This is a genomic window from Bifidobacterium thermacidophilum subsp. thermacidophilum DSM 15837 (assembly GCF_000426425.1).
Taxonomy (GTDB): domain Bacteria; phylum Actinomycetota; class Actinomycetes; order Actinomycetales; family Bifidobacteriaceae; genus Bifidobacterium; species Bifidobacterium thermacidophilum.
In genome coordinates, this window is the sequence record NZ_AUFI01000001.1 from 20287 (window position 1) to 40114 (window position 19828).

A 19828-nucleotide genomic window follows, 5' to 3' on the forward strand; every position below is an offset into this window, starting at 1 on the left:
TTACGCTGGTGGGTGGTTTTGCGTAGACGGTTTGTGGGACAGGGGCGTAAGAGAGCGGTGGACGGGTGACGTCGGATAGTTGACGTGCCAGAGGGTCGGTGTTCGGGCACACCCGGTGGTTCACTGGGATGGGCGGCCGGACGGGTCGTACAGGAGGAACGCGGCGCATGGCCGAAACACACACGCAAAGCACGACGACAGGAATTCCACAAGACACGCAGGCACCACAGGGCACGCTGACACCACAAGACACGCAGAACGCGCCGAGCGATCAAAGGCATCAGGTCGGTCAGCCTCACGGTCATGGCGGTGACGATACCGTCGTCCGACGCCAGCGGTTCTTTACGCCCGCGGTTGTCACCCTAGTCGCCCTGAGTTTCATGTTGGGGCTCAGCGAATTCATCATGGTTGGCATCCTGCCGCAAATCGCACGCGGATTGAGCATCAGCGAAGTCACCGTAGGCAACCTCGTCTCCTTATTCGCGGTCGCATACGCCCCGGCAACGCCGATCGGCTCGGCGCTTTCGGCTCGCTTCCCGCGTTTCGCCACACATATGACGTTGGTCGCGGTGTTCCTCGTCGGCAACATTCTGTGCATGGTTGCGCCGAACTATCCGATTCTGCTCATCGCACGTATCATGATTGCCCTCGTGGCAGGTACCACAGTCGCCGTATCCATGACGTACGCGCCGGATGTATCCAGCGCCGCGAATCGCACCCGGTTTATCGCATGGGTGTTCTCCGGCTTCTCGATAGCCTCGGTCATCGGCGTGCCTGTGGGCACATGGGTCGCGGGAACATTCGGATGGCGAGCCGCATTCGCACTGATTGTTGTGCTGACCGTTGCGCTCATGCTCGCCATGGTTCTCGTGTTGCCGCGCAACAGTCATCCGATGACCATCGGCTTTCTGCCGCAATTCCGTCTGTTTGCTGATCGTCGCATTCGGCTGGGCGTTCTCGCGGTGCTGTTCGGGGCGGCGGCAAGCTACGTGTTCTATACGTATCTCACGCCGATTATGCGTGACGAAATCGGGATTCCCCAGCGTTTCGTCAGCCTCGGATTGATGGTATTCGGTGCGGCGTGTCTGTGCAGCAATCTGTACAGTGGCAGGCTTGCCAATCGGGGGACCGGTGTGGCGCCTCTCGCCCGGATCCGGCCCATCTACCTGATGCAGGCGGTTCTGCTGTGTTTGCTCGCGTTCGCCAAGCTTCTGCCGGTCGCCGGGGCGTTGCTGCTCATCGTGCTGGGCCTGTTCATGTATCTGCAAAATTCCGCATCCCAAGTGCTGTACATGGACGTCGCAGCCCAAGCCCATCCGGGATCGATGAATCTCGCGGCATCATTGAATTCCATGTCGTTCAACATCGGTATCGCGCTCGGGTCGGCAGTTGGCGGTGTCGTCAACGATGAGCTTGGATTGACTTGGCTTGGACCCTTCGGTGCGGTGTTCGCGCTGCTCGCCGCCTTGACGGTTAGCGGGCTACACCCGACGCGCGCGGAGCTCGGAGCGTAGCAGTTCGGCGATAGTTGAGCCTGTCAGGCCGGTCACGCCTTACAATGACAGTGATGACAGCGATGACCTTGAACGGCCGGCATGATGAGGGCGCAACGACCCTGGTACCGGGGATGGCCACGTTCGCAATCGTGCGGAAGAGCCGATTTTTAGCAACATGCGGCGAGGGTTGGAATGTTAGACATCGTGCCCCGCGTCATCGGAGGACATAGATATGATGGCAGAACCTGCGGATACGACGGATGCGATGGAATCAACAGCATCAGCAGAAACGATAAAGCCGGGAGCATCGACGACAGTGGGTAGCACGACGAACACGGAGACGAAGACGGAAGCCTCGACATCTTCGAGCAAGCCGAAATCGGAACATGCAGTGAAATCATCCGCAGGACGCGACTGTGGACGGAGTACCGGTGGTTCCGGACGGCGTGCCGGCTCCAGCGCACAATCCGCGGGACGTGCCAAGTCTGCGCGGGGGGCATCGTCACGCGCTTCGTCCTCGCGTGGGTCATCGTCAACGGGGTCGTCGTTGCGTGCCTCGTCCCCGCGCGGCGGTGGTCAGAAAGCCTCATCGTTCCCGAAAGTAATACGACAATTGCAAACCCGGTATCGCAAGGCATGGAAGAAAGCGAATCCCGGCAAACGGTGTCTGATTGTGCTGGAAACCATGGTAGCGATTATCTGCGCGATGGCACTGGTCATGGGGCTGATTCGCGTCGTGCAATGGCGGACGGAAATCGCCATCGCCCAATACCGGCAGAATCAAACCGCGGAAAAGTACGGATTCAACCCCGGCAACATCATCTCCGATGGACAGTTCTTCAACGGCAATGCCATGAGCCAAGCGGAAATCCAAGCGTTTCTCGATAAGGAAGGCGCATCATGCACAGGAAGCCAATGTCTGCGCGTCATGACGTTTGATAGCGAGAACGAGCCCGCTGGCAGCGAATGCGAGGCGTACCAAGGGGCGCAAGGCGAAACCGCTGCCGCGATCATCAGCAAATCGGCGAAAGCCTGCGGAGTCAGTCCGAAAGTGCTGCTCACCGTGCTGCAGAAGGAGCAGCATCTGGTTACCGCGACCAGTACGACCGCCTTCCAGTTCAAAGCCGCGATGGGCTTGAGCTGCCCGGACGACGCGAGCTGCGACCCGCAGTACGCTGGGTTCTTCCGGCAAGTGTATGGGGCGGCGAAACGTTACAAGTATTATCTGCAGCATGAGGATACGTACGGATACCATGCCGGCAGCATGAACTACATCCAATACAATCCGAACGCCAGTTGCGGGGGCAGCCAGGTGTACATCGAGAACAAGGCGACCGCGTTGCTGTACATCTACACGCCTTATCAGCCGAACACGGCGGCGCTCGCAGCCGGAGCGGGGGAGGGCGACTCCTGCTCGGCGTACGGCAACCGCAACTTCTCGATCATCTACACCGGTTGGTTTGGCAATCCGCGCTCGTAGGAGGGCGGCTTCGGCGGCAAGGTCGCCGGGCCGGTCATGTGGCGTAGTGTGAGGATTGGCTCGCACAACGGCTCCCGGGAGTCGAGAGCAGCCGGTTTGTGACTCTCTACCCGGCATCGTGTGAGGATTGGCTCACACAACGCCGGCGATTGTTCAGATGATGCATGTGACGAAATACAGAACTTGCCGGACGCTGCGATGCCTGGACCCGTGAGTTGGCGAACCGACAAACCGTGTATGTCGTGGCATGCGTATCTTGACGGATGTCGTGATGTCCGGTCGTGGAGGACGGCGGGTTGTTGTTGCATGTGTATTGTTGCATACGGAATGTGCAGGTTGGCTGTGGATGGTAGTCGTTTGGGGGACAATGCCGCGCGTCGCGTATGTCGTGCCATACGTAACATGTCGAATCGGAGAGATTGAAGGCTGAACGATGCCAATCGTTGACCCGCATATACACAACCTACGTATGCGGCAGCATACGGGATATGCCGGATGCCGCCGCATACGAAGACAACGATTGGCGATGGCGCGTGTTGCGTATGTCCGGGCACACAGCGCGCGACAACTTGCAGAACCCTCCTGCGGCGTACTGGTGAGTGCCACAACTAAGCACTGCAACCTGCCTATGCGAGCATCTTGCGGATTCGTTGGATGCTCACCGGTTTCGCCGTGCCCAGCTCCTGCGCCCACAGGGACACGTAGAACTCCTCGAGCATCCACCGGGCTTGGGTCGCCTTGCCCAGCAGCTGCTCGTGACGTGGTCCGGCCGGCTCGGCCTTTGCGCGTTCCATCGCCTTGTCCACGAGTCCGCGCGCTTCATCGGCCTGCCACGCCCAGCGCACGTCCCGATTCTTATCAGTCTTCGCTTTGGCAAGCCGCATCAGATCAGCGTGCAGATACCGTTCGATATTCGGCAACGCATCCGGGGGAGCGACTCCGATGAACCCGGGGAACACGAGCGTGGCGATATGCTCACGCACCGATTGCAGCACCGAGAGCATCGGCAGGTCGGCCTTGCCGGACACCGCCTTGTCCACTTCGGCGTACCGCTTGAGAATCGCAATCACATCATATGCAACCGCATACACGGTATCCTCGAACACTTCCGACACACCACTGACCGCTTGGGCGAGCGCCTCATCGTCCGGCAGCTTGTCCACACGCGGCAGCAGTCGCTTGACAGCGGCGAGCTGCAAATCCTCGACCAGATCGGCGGTGGAACGGTATGGCGCGCTTGCCAGCATGAGCGCTTCGGTGCCCAGCCACCGTGAGGAAATACGTTCCGATGGCAGACGTAGGGAGTCCAGTGCGCCTGCCCACAGAATGTCGGCGCGCGGTTTGGTAGTTGCCCCCGCTTTGTGCAGCAGATTCGCCTGTTGGACGATTTTTCCTTGCGCTTCGGCGGCTTTCGCCTGTCGCTGTACGACTTTGCGCGCGGATGCGGCGGCGAGCTGCGCGAATTGCCGTTGCAGCCCGACCAGGGATTTGCCGGTACCGAGTACTTTGACGGCCTGCCGTCCGCCATGCCTATGCCCATTGCCGTGCCGATGTTGGGATTTGGCTTGCGGCAGTGGCTGTTCGATGCTGAAGGTCATCCTCAGGTAGGGGGCGAGTTTGCTGATTTGCTCGTCGGTATAGACCTCCGGGTGAATCTGCGCGCCGACTGTCGAAATCGCGGCCGCGGTGAACGCGTGGATGATATCCGGCCACGCACCGGCACCGGCCACCTGTGAGCCGACTGGTGAACCTTCCCGCGCGATTTCTTGCAGATCACCACCAGGCAGGTTCGGATGCCCCATCTCCCCGGATCCGGGCAAATCCGGGTATCGTTCGTCAATCGCCTCGCGGATTGCCCGCGCGGTGTCGGGGGCGGGCACGAACTGGACGCGCAGCGCCTTCGGCAGGGATTTGATCATGCCGAGCAGCAGTTCGTCAAGCAGACCGGGCACGTTCCATGTGAACTGCTCAGGCGTCAACCGTGACAGTTCCTTGATGGGGATGTGCACGGTCACACCGTCGTCCGGGGCGCCCGGCTCGTACTTGTAGCTCAGCCGCAGGTCGATCGGCGTACCGTCGGTGCCGAGCGTATGCCAGTATTCCGGGTAGTCGTCCATACTCACGCTGCCGGATTGCTGGAGCCGCTCGACGTTCTCTGGGTCGAAATCCAGCAGGTGCGGCTGCTTGTCGTGCTCGCCCTTCCACCATTTCGCCAGATCAGCGACACTGGTGATATCCGCGGGGATGACGGCATTGTAGAAGTCGAACAGATCCTCATCGCTGACCGTGTCGGCGACCTGCCGGGTGCGGTCGGCATCCTGCGCTGCATCCTCAAGGATGTCCCGGTTGCGTTCGATGAAGCCGTCATATGGGAAGCGCTGCTGGATATCCCCTTCGACCAAGCCTTGCCGCAGCAGGAAATCACGTGCTTCGGGCGGGTTGATGCGCCCCCATTGCACCGGACGGTCCTGCACAATCGGCAACCCATATAGCAGGACTTTCGATTGTGCTACCGCCGACCCGCGTGAGCCGGACCAATGCGGCTCGGCGTAGGTGACGCGGGTGAGTGAGCCGGCCAGAGGTTCCGCCCATGCCGGGTCGATTGCGGCGGAATACCGCGCCCACAAGCGGGAGGTTTCCACCAGTTCCGTGCTCATCACCCACGGGGGAGTGGTTTTCGCGACCGCGGACGCGGGGAACAGCGCGAAACGTGTGCCGCGAGCGCCCTGATAGTCGTTTTTCGCGGTTTTCTGTGCGCGTTTCATCGCTCGAGCTTTGGCCGCCCCCTTGAGACCGGCGAAATCCGAAGCTTTCGGCTCGCGCACCACCTGCATGCCCATCATGGACAGCAACCCGGCGAGCATTGATTGGTGGATGCCTTGCGCGTCCCACGTGCAGCACATGGAGTGCGCGGCCTGCTGGTTCATCGGCAGATTGCGGATGTCAAGCCCCGGCCGAGAGATCGGCTGTGGCTCGCCTACGCGGAATTTCAGTTCGCGGCACATCTGGGACAGTTGCGCGACCAGATCTTTCCACTGCCGCATGCGCAGGAAGCTGAAATACTCGGCTTTGCAGATGCGACGCAACGCATTGTTGCCTGGCTCGCCGTCCACTTGGAACACGCGGTCCCAAATATTGAGCGCGGTGAGGAAATCACTGGTCGGGTCAGCATACCGATTGTGGATCCGGTCAGCTTCCTCGCGTTTATCTTCGGGGCGCTCCCTTGGGTCTTGCAAGCTGAGGAACGCGACGACGACCAGCACAGCGGCAAGCGTGTTCGGCGTGGTGCGGGTGGCCGCTTCGATGACCATGCGCCCGAGCCTGATGTCGATTGGGATATGGGACAGTTGTCGGCCGATGCGGGTCAGTCTGACTTCGCCGTGTTTATGGCTGACGGCCTTGAGTTCGGTCAGCTCGTTGAACCCGTCGGACACGGAACGCACATCCGGCGGGTCGATGAACCCGAAATGCGTGATGTCGTCGACCGTGTGCGCCACGCCGACCGACAGCATGTGCAGCACCACCGCGCCCAGCGACGTGCGCAGGATTTCAGGCTCGGTGAAGCGTGGCCGCGTCTGGTAATCCTCGTTCGAATACAGGCGAATCGCGATGCCGTCGGCTACACGCCCGCATCGGCCGGAACGCTGGTCGGCGCTCGCCTGCGAAATCGGTTCAATCGGCAGACGCTGCACTTTCGCCGTTTTCGAATATCGTGAGATACGCGCGGTACCCGGATCGACGACATAGCGGATTCCCGGCACGGTCAGCGATGTTTCCGCCACATTCGTAGCGATGACAATGCGTTGATGGGTGTGCGGTTCGAACACCTTGTGTTGTTCCTTGGCGGACAACCTGGCGAACAGCGGCATGATTTCGATCGCGTCGGGGCGGCGCATATCCGCTGTGCGCGGACCGAAATGATGATGCAGGGCGTTTTCGAAATCATGGATATCGCGCTCGCCGGACGCGAAGACGAGGATGTCCCGCGGCCCGTGCTCATGGCTGGAACGGATGACCAGTTCGGCGCAGGCGCGCGCCACGGCGGTCGGCACATCGGTCTGGTCGTCGTCACTGTTGCCATTGTTGCCGCCGCGCCCGTCGTCCCCGCCGATTGCGGGATTGCGCGGATTGGGGAAGCCAGGCACGTGATTCATGAGAGCCGGCAGTGATCCCAAGGGCTCGTAGACGATCTGCACAGGATAGGTGCGCCCGGAAACTTCGATGACCGGCACCTTGGTGTGCAACGCGTGCTCGAAATGGTCACGGAACTTCTCCGAATCGATGGTCGCCGAAGTGATCACAAGCTTCAAATCACGGCGTTTGGGCAGCAGCGCGGTCAGATAGCCGAGCAGGAAGTCGATGTTGAGGCTGCGTTCGTGCGCCTCGTCAATCACGATGGTGTCGTAGCGGCTCAGCTGCGGGTCACGCTGAATCTGCGCGAGCAAGATGCCGTCGGTGACCACGCGCAGTCTGGTATTAGGGGAGCTTTCGTCGGTGAACCGCACCTGGTAGCCGATCTCATCGCCGAGTTTCGTTCCCATTTCCAGGGCGATGCGTTCGGCGACTGTTCGCGCGGCAAGCCGGCGCGGCTGCGTGTGCACAATCTGGTGGCCATGCGTGCCACGGCCCATTTCCAGCAGCATTTTCGGAATCTGCGTGGTTTTGCCCGATCCGGTTTGGCCGGAGACGATGACGACCTGCGAGCGTTTCACCGCGTCGATGATCTCGTCATGCGCCGCGGAAATCGGCAGTTCCTTTGGATATGTGAACTTCATGCCTGACGCAGCACCTCGATGACGCGATACCCCTTGGAACTGGCGTATTTGCTGACCGAATAGCCGTCGCCAAGCGCTTGGGCGAGCCAGGGGATGAGCGAATCGGAGCCGAGGTTCTTCTGCACCACCAGATACGCGGCGCCGCCTGGGTTGAGCCGCGGTAGCCACGCCATGAGCAGCTCGTGCAACGCGTCTTTGCCGATGCGGATCGGCGGGTTGGACCAGATCACGTCGAAGGTCAGGTCGGCGGGCACAGCGTCGGACGTGATGGCGTGCACATGCTCCAAACCGTTGGATTTCGCGTTTTCCGCGGTCAGATCGACTGCGCGTTCGTTGATGTCGATCGCCCAGATGTCAAGGTTAGGGGATTCGAAGCCCAAAGCGAGTGCGATTGGCCCCCAGCCACACCCCAGATCGAGCCCGGTGCCTTGCCGCGGCGGCATGGGCGCATGGCGCAGCAGCACGGACGTACCCAGATCGACACGATTGCCTGAGAACACGCCGTTGGATGTCTGGACCGTGGCATCGTAGCCGCGTAAGGTCACCTTGCGTTCGCGCCTGACGTCGGCCGATTGGGGGTTCGCCGTGAAATACTGCTCGTCGCCTGTGCGCTGTTTCTGCGCGGAGCGTGTGCCGTTCTTCTGTTTGGCGTCACGCTCTTCGGCGCCATGATGTGCCTTCGATACTGCCATATCCTTGTGTTCTTCCTGCAAACGTCCGTTGGTCGCGCCGGCGTGCTCGCCTGTCGCTGACGGCGGAACCGGCTTGGTGTTGTCGTCCAACATGTTGATAATAAAGACAATAGTTGATACTAGGAAGATACCGTCGGTCGTGCCGCCGATTCGGCGGTGCGAGAAGAAGGAACCGCCATCACCACGACAGCTTTCGCACGTACGGACGACGTTGAAGACAACCGGGAAACCCAGGCCAGTCAGGAACGGCAGGGGAGTACGACGGGTATGACACCGCAACAGGCAGGGCACCAAGGTGCGGCGGAGCACGCTTCGGACGGCACCCTGAACCAATCCGAGCAATCGGGCCAATCCGCCCCTGTCCAAGACGAGGATGTGCTGTCCGAACATTCCGAGGTCCTGCTTGACGATGCCGCGGCCCACCCCTACGCCCACGAAGACCAGGAGTGGCGCGAACGCGAGGCGCGCAACGAACTCAAACGAGTCGCCGGTCTCGGCGAATTGCAGGATGTCACCGAAGTCGAATACCGCAAGGTACGTCTCGAACGCGTGGTGCTCGTCGGCGTGTGGTCGAGCGCGAAAACCACTCAGGCACAGGCCGAGGAATCGTTGCGCGAGCTCGCAGCACTCGCCGAAACCGCCGGCGCCCAGGTATGCGACGGCCTCTTGCAACACCGTCTGCGCCCGGATTCCGCGACTTATGTGGGTTCCGGCAAGGCCAAGGAAATCGCGGGTGTTGTCGCGCGTGACGAAGCCGATACCATCATCGTCGACGACGACTTGCCGCCGAGCCAGAGGCGAGCCTTGGAGGATGCGACAAAAGTCAAGGTCGTCGATCGCACGGCCGTGATTTTGGACATTTTCGCCCAGCATGCGACCAGCCGCGAAGGCAAGGCGCAAGTCGAGCTCGCCCAATTGCAATACATGCTGCCGCGACTGCGCGGTTGGGGCGGGTCGCTGTCCCGTCAGGCGGGTGGTCGTGCGGCGGGCGCCGACGCGGGTATCGGCTCGCGTGGCCCCGGTGAGACGAAAATCGAAATGGACCGCCGTGTCATCCGCAACCGGATCGCCAAATTACGTAAACAGATTGCCCACATGGCCCCCGCGCGCGATGTCAAGCGCGGGTCGAGGCGCCGCTTCGGTCTGTCCACGGTCGCCGTGGTCGGGTATACCAACGCCGGCAAATCATCGTTGACCAACCGGCTGACCGGCTCGCGTGAGCTGGTGGAGAACGCGCTGTTTGCCACGCTTGACACCGCGGTGCGACGCGCGAGCGCGAAGGACGGCCGCCAATACGCTTACGTGGACACCGTCGGATTCGTCCGCCGTCTGCCCACACAGCTGGTCGAGGCTTTTAAATCCACGCTCGAGGAAGTCGCCGACGCCGATGTCATCGTGCACGTGGTCGACGCCTCGCACCCGGACCCGTTCGCCCAGATCGACGCGGTCAATGCCATCCTCGCCGATATCAACGGCACCGAAAGCATCCCGCGCATCCTGGCATTCAACAAAATCGACCGGGCGGATCAGGCGACCCGTGAGCGTCTTGCGGCGCTCGCTCCCGAGGCGCACCTCGTATCCGCGTTCACCGGGGAAGGCATCGACGCGTTGCGTGAGGCGGTCGAGGCGCTCCTGCCGGTGCCCGATGTGCATGTCAGCGCGTTGCTGCCGTACACAGCCGGGTCGCTCGTCTCGAAAATCCGCGAATACGGTCAGATGGACTCGATCGAGTACCGCGGGGATGGCATGATGATCGAAGCGCAGGTTGACAGCCAGCTTGCCGCCCAGGTGGTCGATGCCGCCATCGATGAATAACCGCTGAACGACTGCAATTCTTGATACGACTTCATTGTGAACGCTCTCATATTTTTCCTTCCCTTGGCCCCGCGTCAAGGCGTTTTCCCTGCGTAAACGTCACGGAGAGCCACTAGAGTGGAGATGTTACTGAATGAAGCCCGTCACAATCGGGTCATTGCCAAGGAGAAGTAGCAAATGGTGAATTCAGCTGTAAAGCCCACGAAGCTCGCTATCATCGGTGCCGGCGCTGTCGGCTCAACGCTTGCCTTCGCGGCCGCCCAGCGTGGCGTTGCACGCGAAATCGTTCTCGAGGACATCGCCAAGGAGCGTGTCGAGGCCGAGGTGCTCGACATGCAGCACGGCTCCAGCTTCTATCCGACCGTCTCCATCGACGGTTCCGACGATGTTGAGATCTGCCGTGACGCCGACATGGTCGTCATCACCGCGGGCGCTCGCCAGAAGCCGGGCCAGTCCCGCCTCGATCTTGCAGGCGCGACCATCAACATCATGAAGTCCATCATCCCGAACGTGGTGAAGGTCGCCCCGAACGCGATTTATATGCTCATCACGAACCCGGTGGATGTCGTCACCCACGTGTCCATGAAGCTGTCCGGACTGCCGGCGAACCAGATGTTCGGCTCTGGCACGAACCTTGATTCCGCTCGTCTGCGCTTCCTGATCGCGCAGCAGACCGGCGTGAACGTGAAGAACGTGCACGCGTACATCGCTGGCGAGCACGGCGATTCCGAAGTCCCGCTGTGGGCTTCCGCCACCATCGGTGGTGTCCCGATGTGTGATTGGCAGCCGCTGCCGGGCCATGAGCCGCTCGACGCCGCCAAGCGCGAGGAGATTCATCAGGAAGTCAAGAACGCCGCCTACAAGATTATCCAGGGCAAGGGCGCGACCAATTACGCGATCGCTATGTCCGGCGTGGATATCATCGAGGCTGTGCTGCGCGACACCAACCGCATCCTGCCGGTGTCCTCCATGCTCACCGACTTCCACGGCATCTCCGACGTGTGCATGTCCGTGCCGACCCTGCTGAACCGTCAGGGTGTGAACTCCCGCATTAACACCCCGCTGTCCGACCATGAGCTCCAGGAGCTCAAGAAGTCCGCGGAGACGCTGCGCGAGACCGCTGCGAAGTTCGGCTTCTGATACGTTCGCGAGCCGTATGGCGCCGTGACTGACTTGATGTCGTGACGCCATACCCGGTACACTCGGAACAACAAGGAAACCCCGGCCGTTACGCCGGGGTTTCGTCGTATCTGCACGGATGAGAATGGTAATGAGAAGCGGTTTCGACAGTGCGCAGGTGGCAGTGCGCAGTGCCTATACGCAGGCGGCAGGGCGCTGGCGGCAAGGCGTATGGGCTCTGTGCAAGTACGGCTGCGGAATACCCAAGGAGAGTATGCGATGACGCACGGTGAAGGAACGTCCCGGAAAGCGGGAAGCAGCAAGGAACATCAGCGCAGGCTGACCATGTCGCTGGTGCTGACCTCGACGGTGTTCATCGCCGAAGTGATTAGCGCGGCATTGACCGGATCGCTGGCGTTGCTGGTGGATGCCGGGCATATGCTCACTGATCTTTCAGTGCTGGTCGCCTCGGCAGTGACGGCGATGCTGATGCGGCGCAAGCCCAGCAACACCCGGACATGGGGGTGGGCGCGGCTGGAGGTCATCACTGCGGCGCTCGGTGCGTTGGTGTTGTTGTTCGTCGGGGTCTATGCGCTTGTCGAGGCGGGGATGCGCCTGTTTGGCGGAGCAGATGACGGTGTGCGCAGCGTCGGGCTGCTGATGTTCATGGGCGTGTTGGGTCTGGCGGCGAATATCGGTTCGATTGTCATTCTTCACGGGAACAGCGATGACAACATGAATATGCGTGCGGCCTTTCTCGAGGTGGTCAATGATGCCCTGGGATCGGTTGCGGTTATCGTCTCGGCGATTGTGCTGCAATGCACGGGCTGGGGCGGCTTTGATGCGATTGCGGGCGGCATCATCGCGTTGATGATGATTCCGCGTGCGGTGTTGCTGCTGCGCAAGGCGGTGCGCGTGCTGTTGGAGGAGACGCCGGATGGGCTGGATCTCGATGAGGTTCGAGCACATATGGAACGCGTGCCGCATGTGGTGGCTGTGCATGACTTGCATGCGAGCACGGTGTCGACTGGCATGCCGGTGCTGATGGCGCATGTGGTGGTCGATCCGGGGTTGTCGATGGCGCAGGGGTCGCAGATTCTGGCTCAGTTGCAAAGCTGCCTGCGTGAGCATTTCCCAGTGTCAATTCCGCATACGACCTTCCAGCTTGAGCCGGCCGGGTGCGAGGCGACCCGTGCGGAACATTTGCACGACGCGCCGGAAGATGAGGGTGACAGCGGTGATGGTGTTGGGGTTGGTGACGCGGCTGATTGAGCTGATGGTGATGTGCCCATTTGAGGGAATGTGTGAAGATTGAATCGTACGCCGGGCTAATCGGTCATTCCGAGCCGGTGTGCTTGGCGGTTATCTGCCTGTCGTGTGACTGTTGTGTCGCGTGATGTCGCGACAGATGACTGCGACGTGCGACACGACCGGCAAGACTTAGATCTTGCGCAGAACGGTGACTACTTTGCCCATGATTTGTGCATGGGTGCCATCGATGGGGGAGTATGCAGGATTGTGAGGGATGAGCCACACGTGGCCGTGCTCCTTGCGGAAGGTTTTTACGGTGGCTTCGTCATCGAGCAGCGCCGCGACTATGTCCCCGTTTTCGGCGTTTCGCTGCTCGCGTACCACCACGAAATCGCCGTCGCAGATGGCCGCGTCCACCATGGAATCCCCGTGGACTTCGAGCATGAAGAGATTACCCGTGCCGGTGAGCCGTTCCGGGAGCCTCATGACATCTTCGATGTGCTGCTGGGCGGTAATCGGAGTGCCTGCTGCAATCCTGCCCACAAGGGGCACGTCGCGCGACTCAAAAATGGATTCCTGATCGTTCGTGGATGCTGCCGCCGTGGGGAAGGGAAAAATCTGCGCGGCCTGTTGATGTATGGATTTGGACGGAACAGATGGTGTTGAAGCGGACTGATCCTCGACAAGTTCGATGGCACGGCCTTTTTTGGCGCCGATGCGGATATAGCCGCGGTCGGCGAGAACCTGCAGCTGATGCTTGACCGACGACGGGCTTTTCAACCCCACCAAATCACCGATTTCCCTAAATGACGGGGCATAGCCGTGTTTGGCGACATGGGAGCGAATGGCGTCCAGCACTTGGCGCTGGCGGTTGCTCAACGCCAATGATTGTTGGCTGTGCTCGTCATCATGCCTAGACGGGAATGCGATGGTGCCCACATCAAATCCTTTCGTTCTCCACTAGCATAACCGAGCCCGCGGGAAAAATCAAACAAATGTTCGACACGCCACTTGTCAACTTCGAACGTCCGTGTCATAATTAGAACACCTGTTCGATAGAACATGTGTTCGAACGTATTGCGAGTGGTCGCAGCGTAGCCGTATGGCGTCGCGGGTTGCAAGGCAGCTGGCACATGCGCATGGCTGGTATTGCAGATTAGACATGCGCATGAGGCATAACGCACGGGAAAGGTGGAGAGGTATGCGAGCTCAGAAGTATATGGGGATGCGTTCTGTTGGCTATTGCGCCGTCCAGACGCGCCCAGGCGAGGGGGTTGGTGTGCTGCATCGGCGTGGAACTGCGCGAGCGTCCGCGATCGCTGCAGCGAGCAGCCGGTCTGTGCTGTCGAAAGGTTTGATTGTCGCCTTGCTGGCGATTGCGGTGGTGTTCGGGTGGAGTATGCTAGAACCGCGGACTGCGGAATCGGCAACCCCGGTGCAAACCGTAACCTATCAAGTCCAGGCGGGGGATACCTTGTGGCAGTATGCGCAGGAGGTGACTCCTGCTGGCGGTGACGTGAACCAGAAGGTTGATGAAATCGTCAGACTCAACAACTTGCAATCCACTGGTCTCAAACCGGGGGAATCAATTGTGGTGCCCATTGACTGACGGTGGTCGGCTGGTTCGCGTTGATACCGGCCACTGGTTGACAAGTGGGAACGGCAAGTTGGGGCTGTCGACTATGGTTGGAGATATGCATTGCCCGTTTTGCCAGAATCCTGAAACCAAGGTGGTCGACACCCGTATCAACGAGGACGGTCATTCCATTCGTCGTCGTCGTGAATGCCTCAAATGCGGCAGGCGTTTCACTACGGTGGAAACCACAATGCTTCTGGTGCAGAAACGCTCGGGCAATGTGGAGCCGTTCGACCGCAACAAGGTGGTCAACGGTGTGCGCAAAGCTTGCCAGGGTAGGCCTATTGACGAGGATCAGCTCAAGATGCTCGGTCAGCGGGTGGAGGAAGATCTACGATCCCGCGGTCTGGCGACTGTCAAATCCGACGAGGTAGGCAAAGCGATTCTCAAACCGTTGCGCGATTTGGATGAAGTCGCGTACATGAGATTCGCCAGCGTGTATCAGAACTTTGAAAACCTGCAAGACTTCCAGCATGCCATCGATGAGCTAAACGCCAGCAAAGCTAAGGAACTCAACGGCGTTCACTGACCATGTGTCGGTGATTGACATGGTTGCTTTCGCAGAAGACTCGCATCTCGCTGTTCTCAGTCAGATGTGATATGTTGACAGTGATGACACAGACCCACATAAGAAACCGGTCAGGCCCCCTAGGAGCCTGACCGGTTGTGATATCAGCTGAATACAGCTACTTGAACCGCGCCTACGAACTCACTCGCATTAATAAACGCGTCACGAGTGTCAGTGTTCAGTATCTTCTGCAGTGTTGCCGTCGGTGAGGACACGCATACGAATTGTGCCTTCGATATGGCTCAGCGCGTCAATCGTCGCCTGATCTGGGACTTCGGCGACGTCAGTGACCACGTATCCCAACTCACCTTCAGTGCCGAGGGACTGTGCTGAGATGTTGATGTTCTCCTCGCCGAGGATGTGGTTCATCTTGCCCAGCACGCCAGGCAGATTGGCGTGAAGATGCGCGATGCGTGCGACGCCGCGGTTGTTGCCGAGGTTGAGCTGCGGGAAGTTCACGGACAGCGCTGCGGAACCCTTGAACCAGTAGTCTTCCAGACGTTGCGACACGAAATGGCCGATGGATTCCTGAGCTTCGAGCGTCGAGCCGCCGATATGCGGTGTCAGGATCATATTGTCCTCGTCGGCCAGCGGTGTGGTGAACGCATCGCCGCTCTTCTTAGGTTCGACCGGGAATACGTCAACGGCCGCACCGGAGATATGCCCGGAATCCAGATGGCACTTGAGCGCGTCCAAATCCACGACAAAACCGCGAGACAGGTTGATAAAAATAGCGCCCTGCTTCATGTGGGAGAACTGTTCCTCGCCGAAGAAGCCAGTGTTCGACTTGCGCCCGTCCACATGCAGCGTCACGGCATCGGACTGCTCAAGGAGCTCATTGAGGCTCGACATGCGCTTGGCGTTGCCCATCGCGAGCTTCTCCTCAAGATCGTAGAACAGGACGCGCATGCCCATGGCCTCGGCGAGAACCGAAAGCTGGGAGCCGATATTGCCATAGCCGATGATGCCAAGCGTCTTGCCACGCACTTCGTGGGAACCGCTGGCGGACTTGTCCCACACACCGTGCTTCATATGGTGCGTGTGCGCGGGAATACGGCGCATCAGGCAGATGATATCGCAGATGACCAGTTCCACCACGGAACGGGTATTCGAATACGGTGCGTTGAACACGGCGATGCCGCGCTTGCCCGCGTAGTCGAGATCGACCTGGTTGGTGCCGATGCAGAAGCAGCCGATCGCGGTCAGGTTGGGACGGGCGTCGATCACCTTGCGCGTGACATTCGTCTTGGAGCGAATGCCCAGCAGATCAACACCTTCGAGCGCGTCGATGAGCTCATCCTCGCTCAGAGCGCCCTTGAGCGTTTCCACTTCAAAACCGTGGTCTCGCAGCGATTGCGCCGCGAACGGATGAATATTCTCTAATAACAATGCTTTGGGCATACTACTACCTTAAATCATCAATTGACGTTCGTCATCCTCTTTCCGCACTATAAGCAGACGTTGTGTCGGACGTGTCATCGCCACGTACAAATCTGCGGCGGCAACAAGTCGTGAAGGTGCGGTCTGTTCGATCTCTCCGGGCTCGACGACAATGACCGCGTCGAATTCCAAGCCTTTGACTTCCTCGGTGGTGCACACCATGACCTGTCGATCCCAACTGCTCTGCTCCGCAAGCCGCTTGTAGCGATCTTCGGGCAGTCCATCGCGCAACGTGTCGTCGACCGTTGATTGCATGGCGGGAAGCCGCTCGGGGGAGCAGATGACCGCGATACGTCCGGTGCCGTCATCGCTGATGAACTCCTTGACCAGGCCGAGCGTGCGCGAGGCGACATCTGCGTTGAGCTCAGCATCGGAGTGCACAAGAACGCGCCGGACGGAATCGTCTACATGCCGAACGGCCTTGACCGTCGAGACATACAGGCCCTCCCGCTGAGCGAAATCAGAGGCCAAGTCGGAGACTTCCTGCGGATTGCGGTAATCGATGGTCAATTCGTTGAGATCCCAATGATCAGGCCCGAACAGCCGATCCATGGTTTTCGCCCACGAGCGTGTGCCGCCGAGTGCAGAGGTTTGCGCGACATCTCCGACGATTGTGAACGAACGCGACGGACAGCGTCTGATGAGCATCCGCCAATCCATGGCGGTCAGTTCCTGCGCCTCATCGACGACGATATGCCCGTAAGTCCATTCTCGGTCGGCTGCCGCATGCTGGGCGATGAGTTCGTCGTCGCCGCCGTTGATATTGTCAAGCAGCATTTGCGAAGTGACGATACCTGTGCCGATGCCGGCCTGTGCGAGCGTATCGCTGGCGAACTGTTCCTCTTCGGCTCGCTTGGCGTCCTGCGCCGCCTGCCGTGCGGCTTGGCGGGGGTCGGGGCCGAGCAGCTCCAACGCCTCGTCGAGCAGAGGGATGTCGGAACGGGTCAGCGGAGAGCCTTTCGGCCTGGTCAGAATGCGGATATCGCTGTCCGTCAGCCATGGGGCATATGCGCGCAGCTGGTGCGGCTTGGCGAACATCTGATCGATCAGCCATTCGCCGGTCATCGGCAACCATGCTTTGTTCAGGGTAATTCGGATCTGGTCGTTCATGCGCAACTGCGAGACGATGTCGGACAGTTCTGCCTGATTCGGCTGATAATCGAGTTGCTCGACGTACCGGTTGCACAACGCGCTGAGCATGCTGCGCACGAAGGTTTCACGCGCCTTGTTGTGTGGCTGGCGTGTACGTTTCGCGTCGGCGCTCGCCTGTTCAATATCCGTACGGAGCATGGGCACTTTGAAACCGTTGAGCGTAACGACAGGCAATCGTTGTGGAACGCGTTCACGCGCAGCAACTGCATGCTCGATCGCGTGGCGCATGCGATAATCGCCTTTTAGCATGGCGGCTCTCGCGTCATCCTCGTGTGTCGCGACGACACCGGGGATGAGGTCGGCGATGGTGCGGCTGACCACGCCGGTCTCGCCGAGTGAGGGGAGCACCTGATCGATGTAATGCAGGAAGCTTGTACTCGGGCCGATGACCAGGACGCCGGAATTGGCGAGTCTGCGACGGTGCGTATACAGCAGATATGCGGCGCGATGCAGCGCGACAGCGGTTTTGCCGGTTCCCGGTCCGCCCTGAACGATGACCACACGGTCGAGCGGCGCGCGGATGATGCGATCCTGTTCCGCCTGAATGGTGGCGACGATATCGGTCATCTTGCCGGTACGCTTCGAGTTGAGCGACGCGAGTAGCGCGCCCTCGCCGGTCAGTGTGCCGGCGTCGGAGGCTTTACCGACCTGATCGGCGTGTACGTCGAGCACCTCGTCCTCAACCCCGACGACCTCGCGGAAATGAAGTGTGATATGGCGTCGCATGACGATATCGCCATGATGCGACGGGGTCGCCTCATAGAACGGTCGGGCGGCTTCGGCACGCCAATCGGTGAGAATAGGTTCATGGTCGGCGCTGGACAGGCCGATCCTGCCGATGTACCGGCGTTTGCCGTGCACGTCGTCAAGACGACCGAACACCAGACGATCCTCGACTGCGCGCAGCTGCATCAGCCGATCCTCGTACATGGTGGCGAAGGAATCACGTTCGGTGCGCTGGGTCGGCGAGCCGTGCGACCCCGCGGCACGTACTTTCGCCAGACGCTGCCGGGCTTGGTCACGCAGTGCGTCAAGCCGATTGTAGGCGCGGGTGACCGCTTGCTGTTCCTCGTGAAGCTGGGAGGAGTATGTCGTCATGCTGTTCCGTTTCTGCATTTCGGGTGCTGCAATTCAGGCATTCCAGTGTAGCGCGAGGCTTCTACGTTGTTCCTGCGTTGTCCCCTGTGGTCGCTGATTTTCAGCTGGGCTTGATGTTGCTGGTGGGGCGGCGAACAGTCGGGTGTCGTCGGATTGCTGATGTGCTGGTTTCGACATGGGGGTGTGCCGCCGCCGGTGCTGCGTTTCGTGGCTCCGCCTGCTGGCGCGTGGAGGCGCGTCGAGCTGCGTTGTGTGAGTGAATCCTCACATGATGACGAGTTGGAACGCTTTGCTGGACAGATTGTGGGTGTATCTGCCCGGCGTGCGACTCTGCGATCGCACCGTGGGGAGGTGGAGCGCCTAGCTGGTTTCAATTAGTGGGTTATCTGTCTGCCGTGCGACTTGGCGATCGCACGGTGGGGACATCGACGCGGTTGAGGCGATCAGTTGGCGCGCTCTGCGCTATCAGCTTGCTGTGCGACCTCGCGTTATTTCCTCTCGCATAGCTGGTGACTTGCATTTAGAGATGGGCGATACAGCCGATTTTAGGGATGATTCACCGCAAAAGCATCAATCCCTAGCGCAATCCGTAATGTGTGTAGGAAAAATGGTGATTGCATCACCATAGATATGGGATTGATGTGGGAGACGCTTGTCGAACGGTAATCTGAGTGCGATGGGGTCGAGCGGGGAATTGGCAGGATTTCCGAGCGAAACGCCTGTGTCGAACCGGTTTTCGAATGATGGCAACGGTTTGAGCGCGATATCGTGAGTTTTTTGTGTCGTGATGGGGAAAATTGGTGAATTGTGGGGTAAAGTGGTGAGTCAGCTGTGGCGACGCGAAACAACATGGTCAAAAGGAGGTGGGTCCAATGGCAGAACAGCGCGATGATGACAAGCCGGTGACCCCCTCCGAATCCCAGACTTCCGGCCAAATTCCGCCACTCGACCAAACCTCGGCGACCCCGCAACCTTCATCGGACTGGCCTCAACCCACCACCCCAGCCAGCGCTATCAACGGTGTCGCTAATGGTGCCGCAGACGCGGCTGCAGCAAATGTTTCCAACGGTTATCCCGCGTCGCAAGTCCCGCCCGCCTTCCTTCAGCAACCCCAGTCGCAGACCGCTGCGCCGCAATCGCCAGCCGTGCAAATGCCGCCTGCCCAGCAGTCGTCTGCGTCGGCATATCAAGTTCAGGGCTATCAATCGATGACCCCTTATGCTGTCATGCCGCAGCAGTCCCAGACGGCTCAGCCATCCCAAGCCGTCCCACAGCCGCAGCAGGCCGCACCGCAGCAGTATGCCGC

12 protein-coding genes are annotated in these 19828 nt (G+C 60.1%); 7 read left to right on the plus strand and 5 right to left on the minus strand.

Annotated elements, in window-relative coordinates; genetic code table 11:
* The first annotated feature begins 380 nt into the window (after positions 1–380).
* Entirely contained in the window at positions 381–1514 is a 1134-nt protein-coding gene (locus K315_RS0100085; protein WP_044085906.1) for an MFS transporter, read from the plus strand.
* A 586-nt stretch (positions 1515–2100) separates the two neighbouring features.
* Positions 2101–2976, plus strand: a complete 876-nt coding sequence (locus tag K315_RS0100095; protein WP_238556449.1) for a hemagglutinin — start codon at positions 2101–2103, stop codon at positions 2974–2976.
* A 626-nt stretch (positions 2977–3602) separates the two neighbouring features.
* On the opposite strand, the gene K315_RS0100105 is transcribed toward K315_RS0100095, so the two are convergent.
* Together K315_RS0100105 and K315_RS0100110 are read right to left on the minus strand one after the other, a co-directional pair.
* Positions 3603–7751 carry a DUF3418 domain-containing protein gene (locus K315_RS0100105; protein ID WP_029575651.1) on the minus strand — a complete coding sequence of 1383 codons (4149 nt, stop codon included), beginning with the start codon at positions 7749–7751 and terminating at the stop codon, positions 3603–3605.
* The gene (locus K315_RS0100110; RefSeq protein ID WP_044085903.1) at positions 7748–8443 is read right to left on the minus strand and encodes a class I SAM-dependent methyltransferase; all 696 of its coding nucleotides are present in this window, start codon (positions 8441–8443) and stop codon (positions 7748–7750) included. Before K315_RS0100110 ends, K315_RS0100105 begins: the two co-directional genes overlap by 4 nt.
* A gap of 267 nt (positions 8444–8710) precedes the next feature.
* Between K315_RS0100110 and hflX the strand changes: the two genes are divergently transcribed.
* The 3 genes from hflX to K315_RS0100125 all read left to right on the plus strand — a co-directional run bounded on the left by hflX (position 8711) and on the right by K315_RS0100125 (position 12649).
* Positions 8711–10258 carry a GTPase HflX gene (gene hflX / locus K315_RS0100115; RefSeq protein WP_033521136.1) on the plus strand — a complete coding sequence of 516 codons (1548 nt, stop codon included), beginning with the start codon at positions 8711–8713 and terminating at the stop codon, positions 10256–10258.
* A 177-nt stretch (positions 10259–10435) separates the two neighbouring features.
* Complete coding sequence (locus tag K315_RS0100120; RefSeq protein ID WP_029575654.1) at positions 10436–11398, plus strand: L-lactate dehydrogenase; 963 nt, start codon at positions 10436–10438, stop codon at positions 11396–11398.
* A gap of 258 nt (positions 11399–11656) precedes the next feature.
* Entirely contained in the window at positions 11657–12649 is a 993-nt protein-coding gene (locus K315_RS0100125) for a cation diffusion facilitator family transporter (protein ID WP_029575655.1), read from the plus strand.
* A 168-nt stretch (positions 12650–12817) separates the two neighbouring features.
* On the opposite strand, the gene lexA is transcribed toward K315_RS0100125, so the two are convergent.
* Positions 12818–13567 (minus strand): transcriptional repressor LexA, encoded by a 750-nt coding sequence (gene lexA / locus K315_RS0100130; protein ID WP_029575656.1) that lies wholly within the window; start codon positions 13565–13567, stop codon positions 12818–12820.
* A gap of 262 nt (positions 13568–13829) precedes the next feature.
* Here lexA and K315_RS09005 point away from each other — a divergent pair, with 262 nt between their 5' ends.
* Positions 13830–14237, plus strand: coding sequence for a LysM peptidoglycan-binding domain-containing protein (locus K315_RS09005; protein WP_052316517.1), 408 nt, complete (start codon positions 13830–13832; stop codon positions 14235–14237).
* Between the two features lie 85 nt (positions 14238–14322).
* On the plus strand, positions 14323–14793 hold the full coding sequence (gene nrdR / locus K315_RS0100140; RefSeq protein WP_015450129.1) for a transcriptional regulator NrdR: 471 nt from the start codon (positions 14323–14325) through the stop codon (positions 14791–14793).
* A gap of 210 nt (positions 14794–15003) precedes the next feature.
* Here nrdR and serA read toward each other — a convergent pair whose 3' ends face one another.
* Positions 15004–16233 (minus strand): phosphoglycerate dehydrogenase, encoded by a 1230-nt coding sequence (gene serA / locus K315_RS0100145; RefSeq protein ID WP_029575658.1) that lies wholly within the window; start codon positions 16231–16233, stop codon positions 15004–15006.
* A gap of 9 nt (positions 16234–16242) precedes the next feature.
* Complete coding sequence (locus K315_RS0100150) at positions 16243–18522, minus strand: HelD family protein (RefSeq protein WP_029575659.1); 2280 nt, start codon at positions 18520–18522, stop codon at positions 16243–16245.
* Positions 18523–19828: the final 1306 nt, after the last annotated feature.

Coding starts and splice junctions, on each gene's coding strand:
- K315_RS0100085 (WP_044085906.1), top strand. CDS start 381: ATGTTGGGGCTCAGCGAATTCATCATGGTTGGCATCCTGCCGCAAATC.
- K315_RS0100105 (WP_029575651.1), bottom strand. CDS start 7,751: ATGAAGTTCACATATCCAAAGGAACTGCCGATTTCCGCGGCGCATGAC.
- K315_RS0100110 (WP_044085903.1), bottom strand. CDS start 8,443: ATGGCAGTATCGAAGGCACATCATGGCGCCGAAGAGCGTGACGCCAAA.
- hflX (WP_033521136.1), top strand. CDS start 8,711: ATGACACCGCAACAGGCAGGGCACCAAGGTGCGGCGGAGCACGCTTCG.
- K315_RS0100120 (WP_029575654.1), top strand. CDS start 10,436: ATGGTGAATTCAGCTGTAAAGCCCACGAAGCTCGCTATCATCGGTGCC.
- K315_RS0100125 (WP_029575655.1), top strand. CDS start 11,657: ATGACGCACGGTGAAGGAACGTCCCGGAAAGCGGGAAGCAGCAAGGAA.
- K315_RS09005 (WP_052316517.1), top strand. CDS start 13,830: ATGCGAGCTCAGAAGTATATGGGGATGCGTTCTGTTGGCTATTGCGCC.
- nrdR (WP_015450129.1), top strand. CDS start 14,323: ATGCATTGCCCGTTTTGCCAGAATCCTGAAACCAAGGTGGTCGACACC.
- serA (WP_029575658.1), bottom strand. CDS start 16,233: ATGCCCAAAGCATTGTTATTAGAGAATATTCATCCGTTCGCGGCGCAA.
- K315_RS0100150 (WP_029575659.1), bottom strand. CDS start 18,522: ATGACGACATACTCCTCCCAGCTTCACGAGGAACAGCAAGCGGTCACC.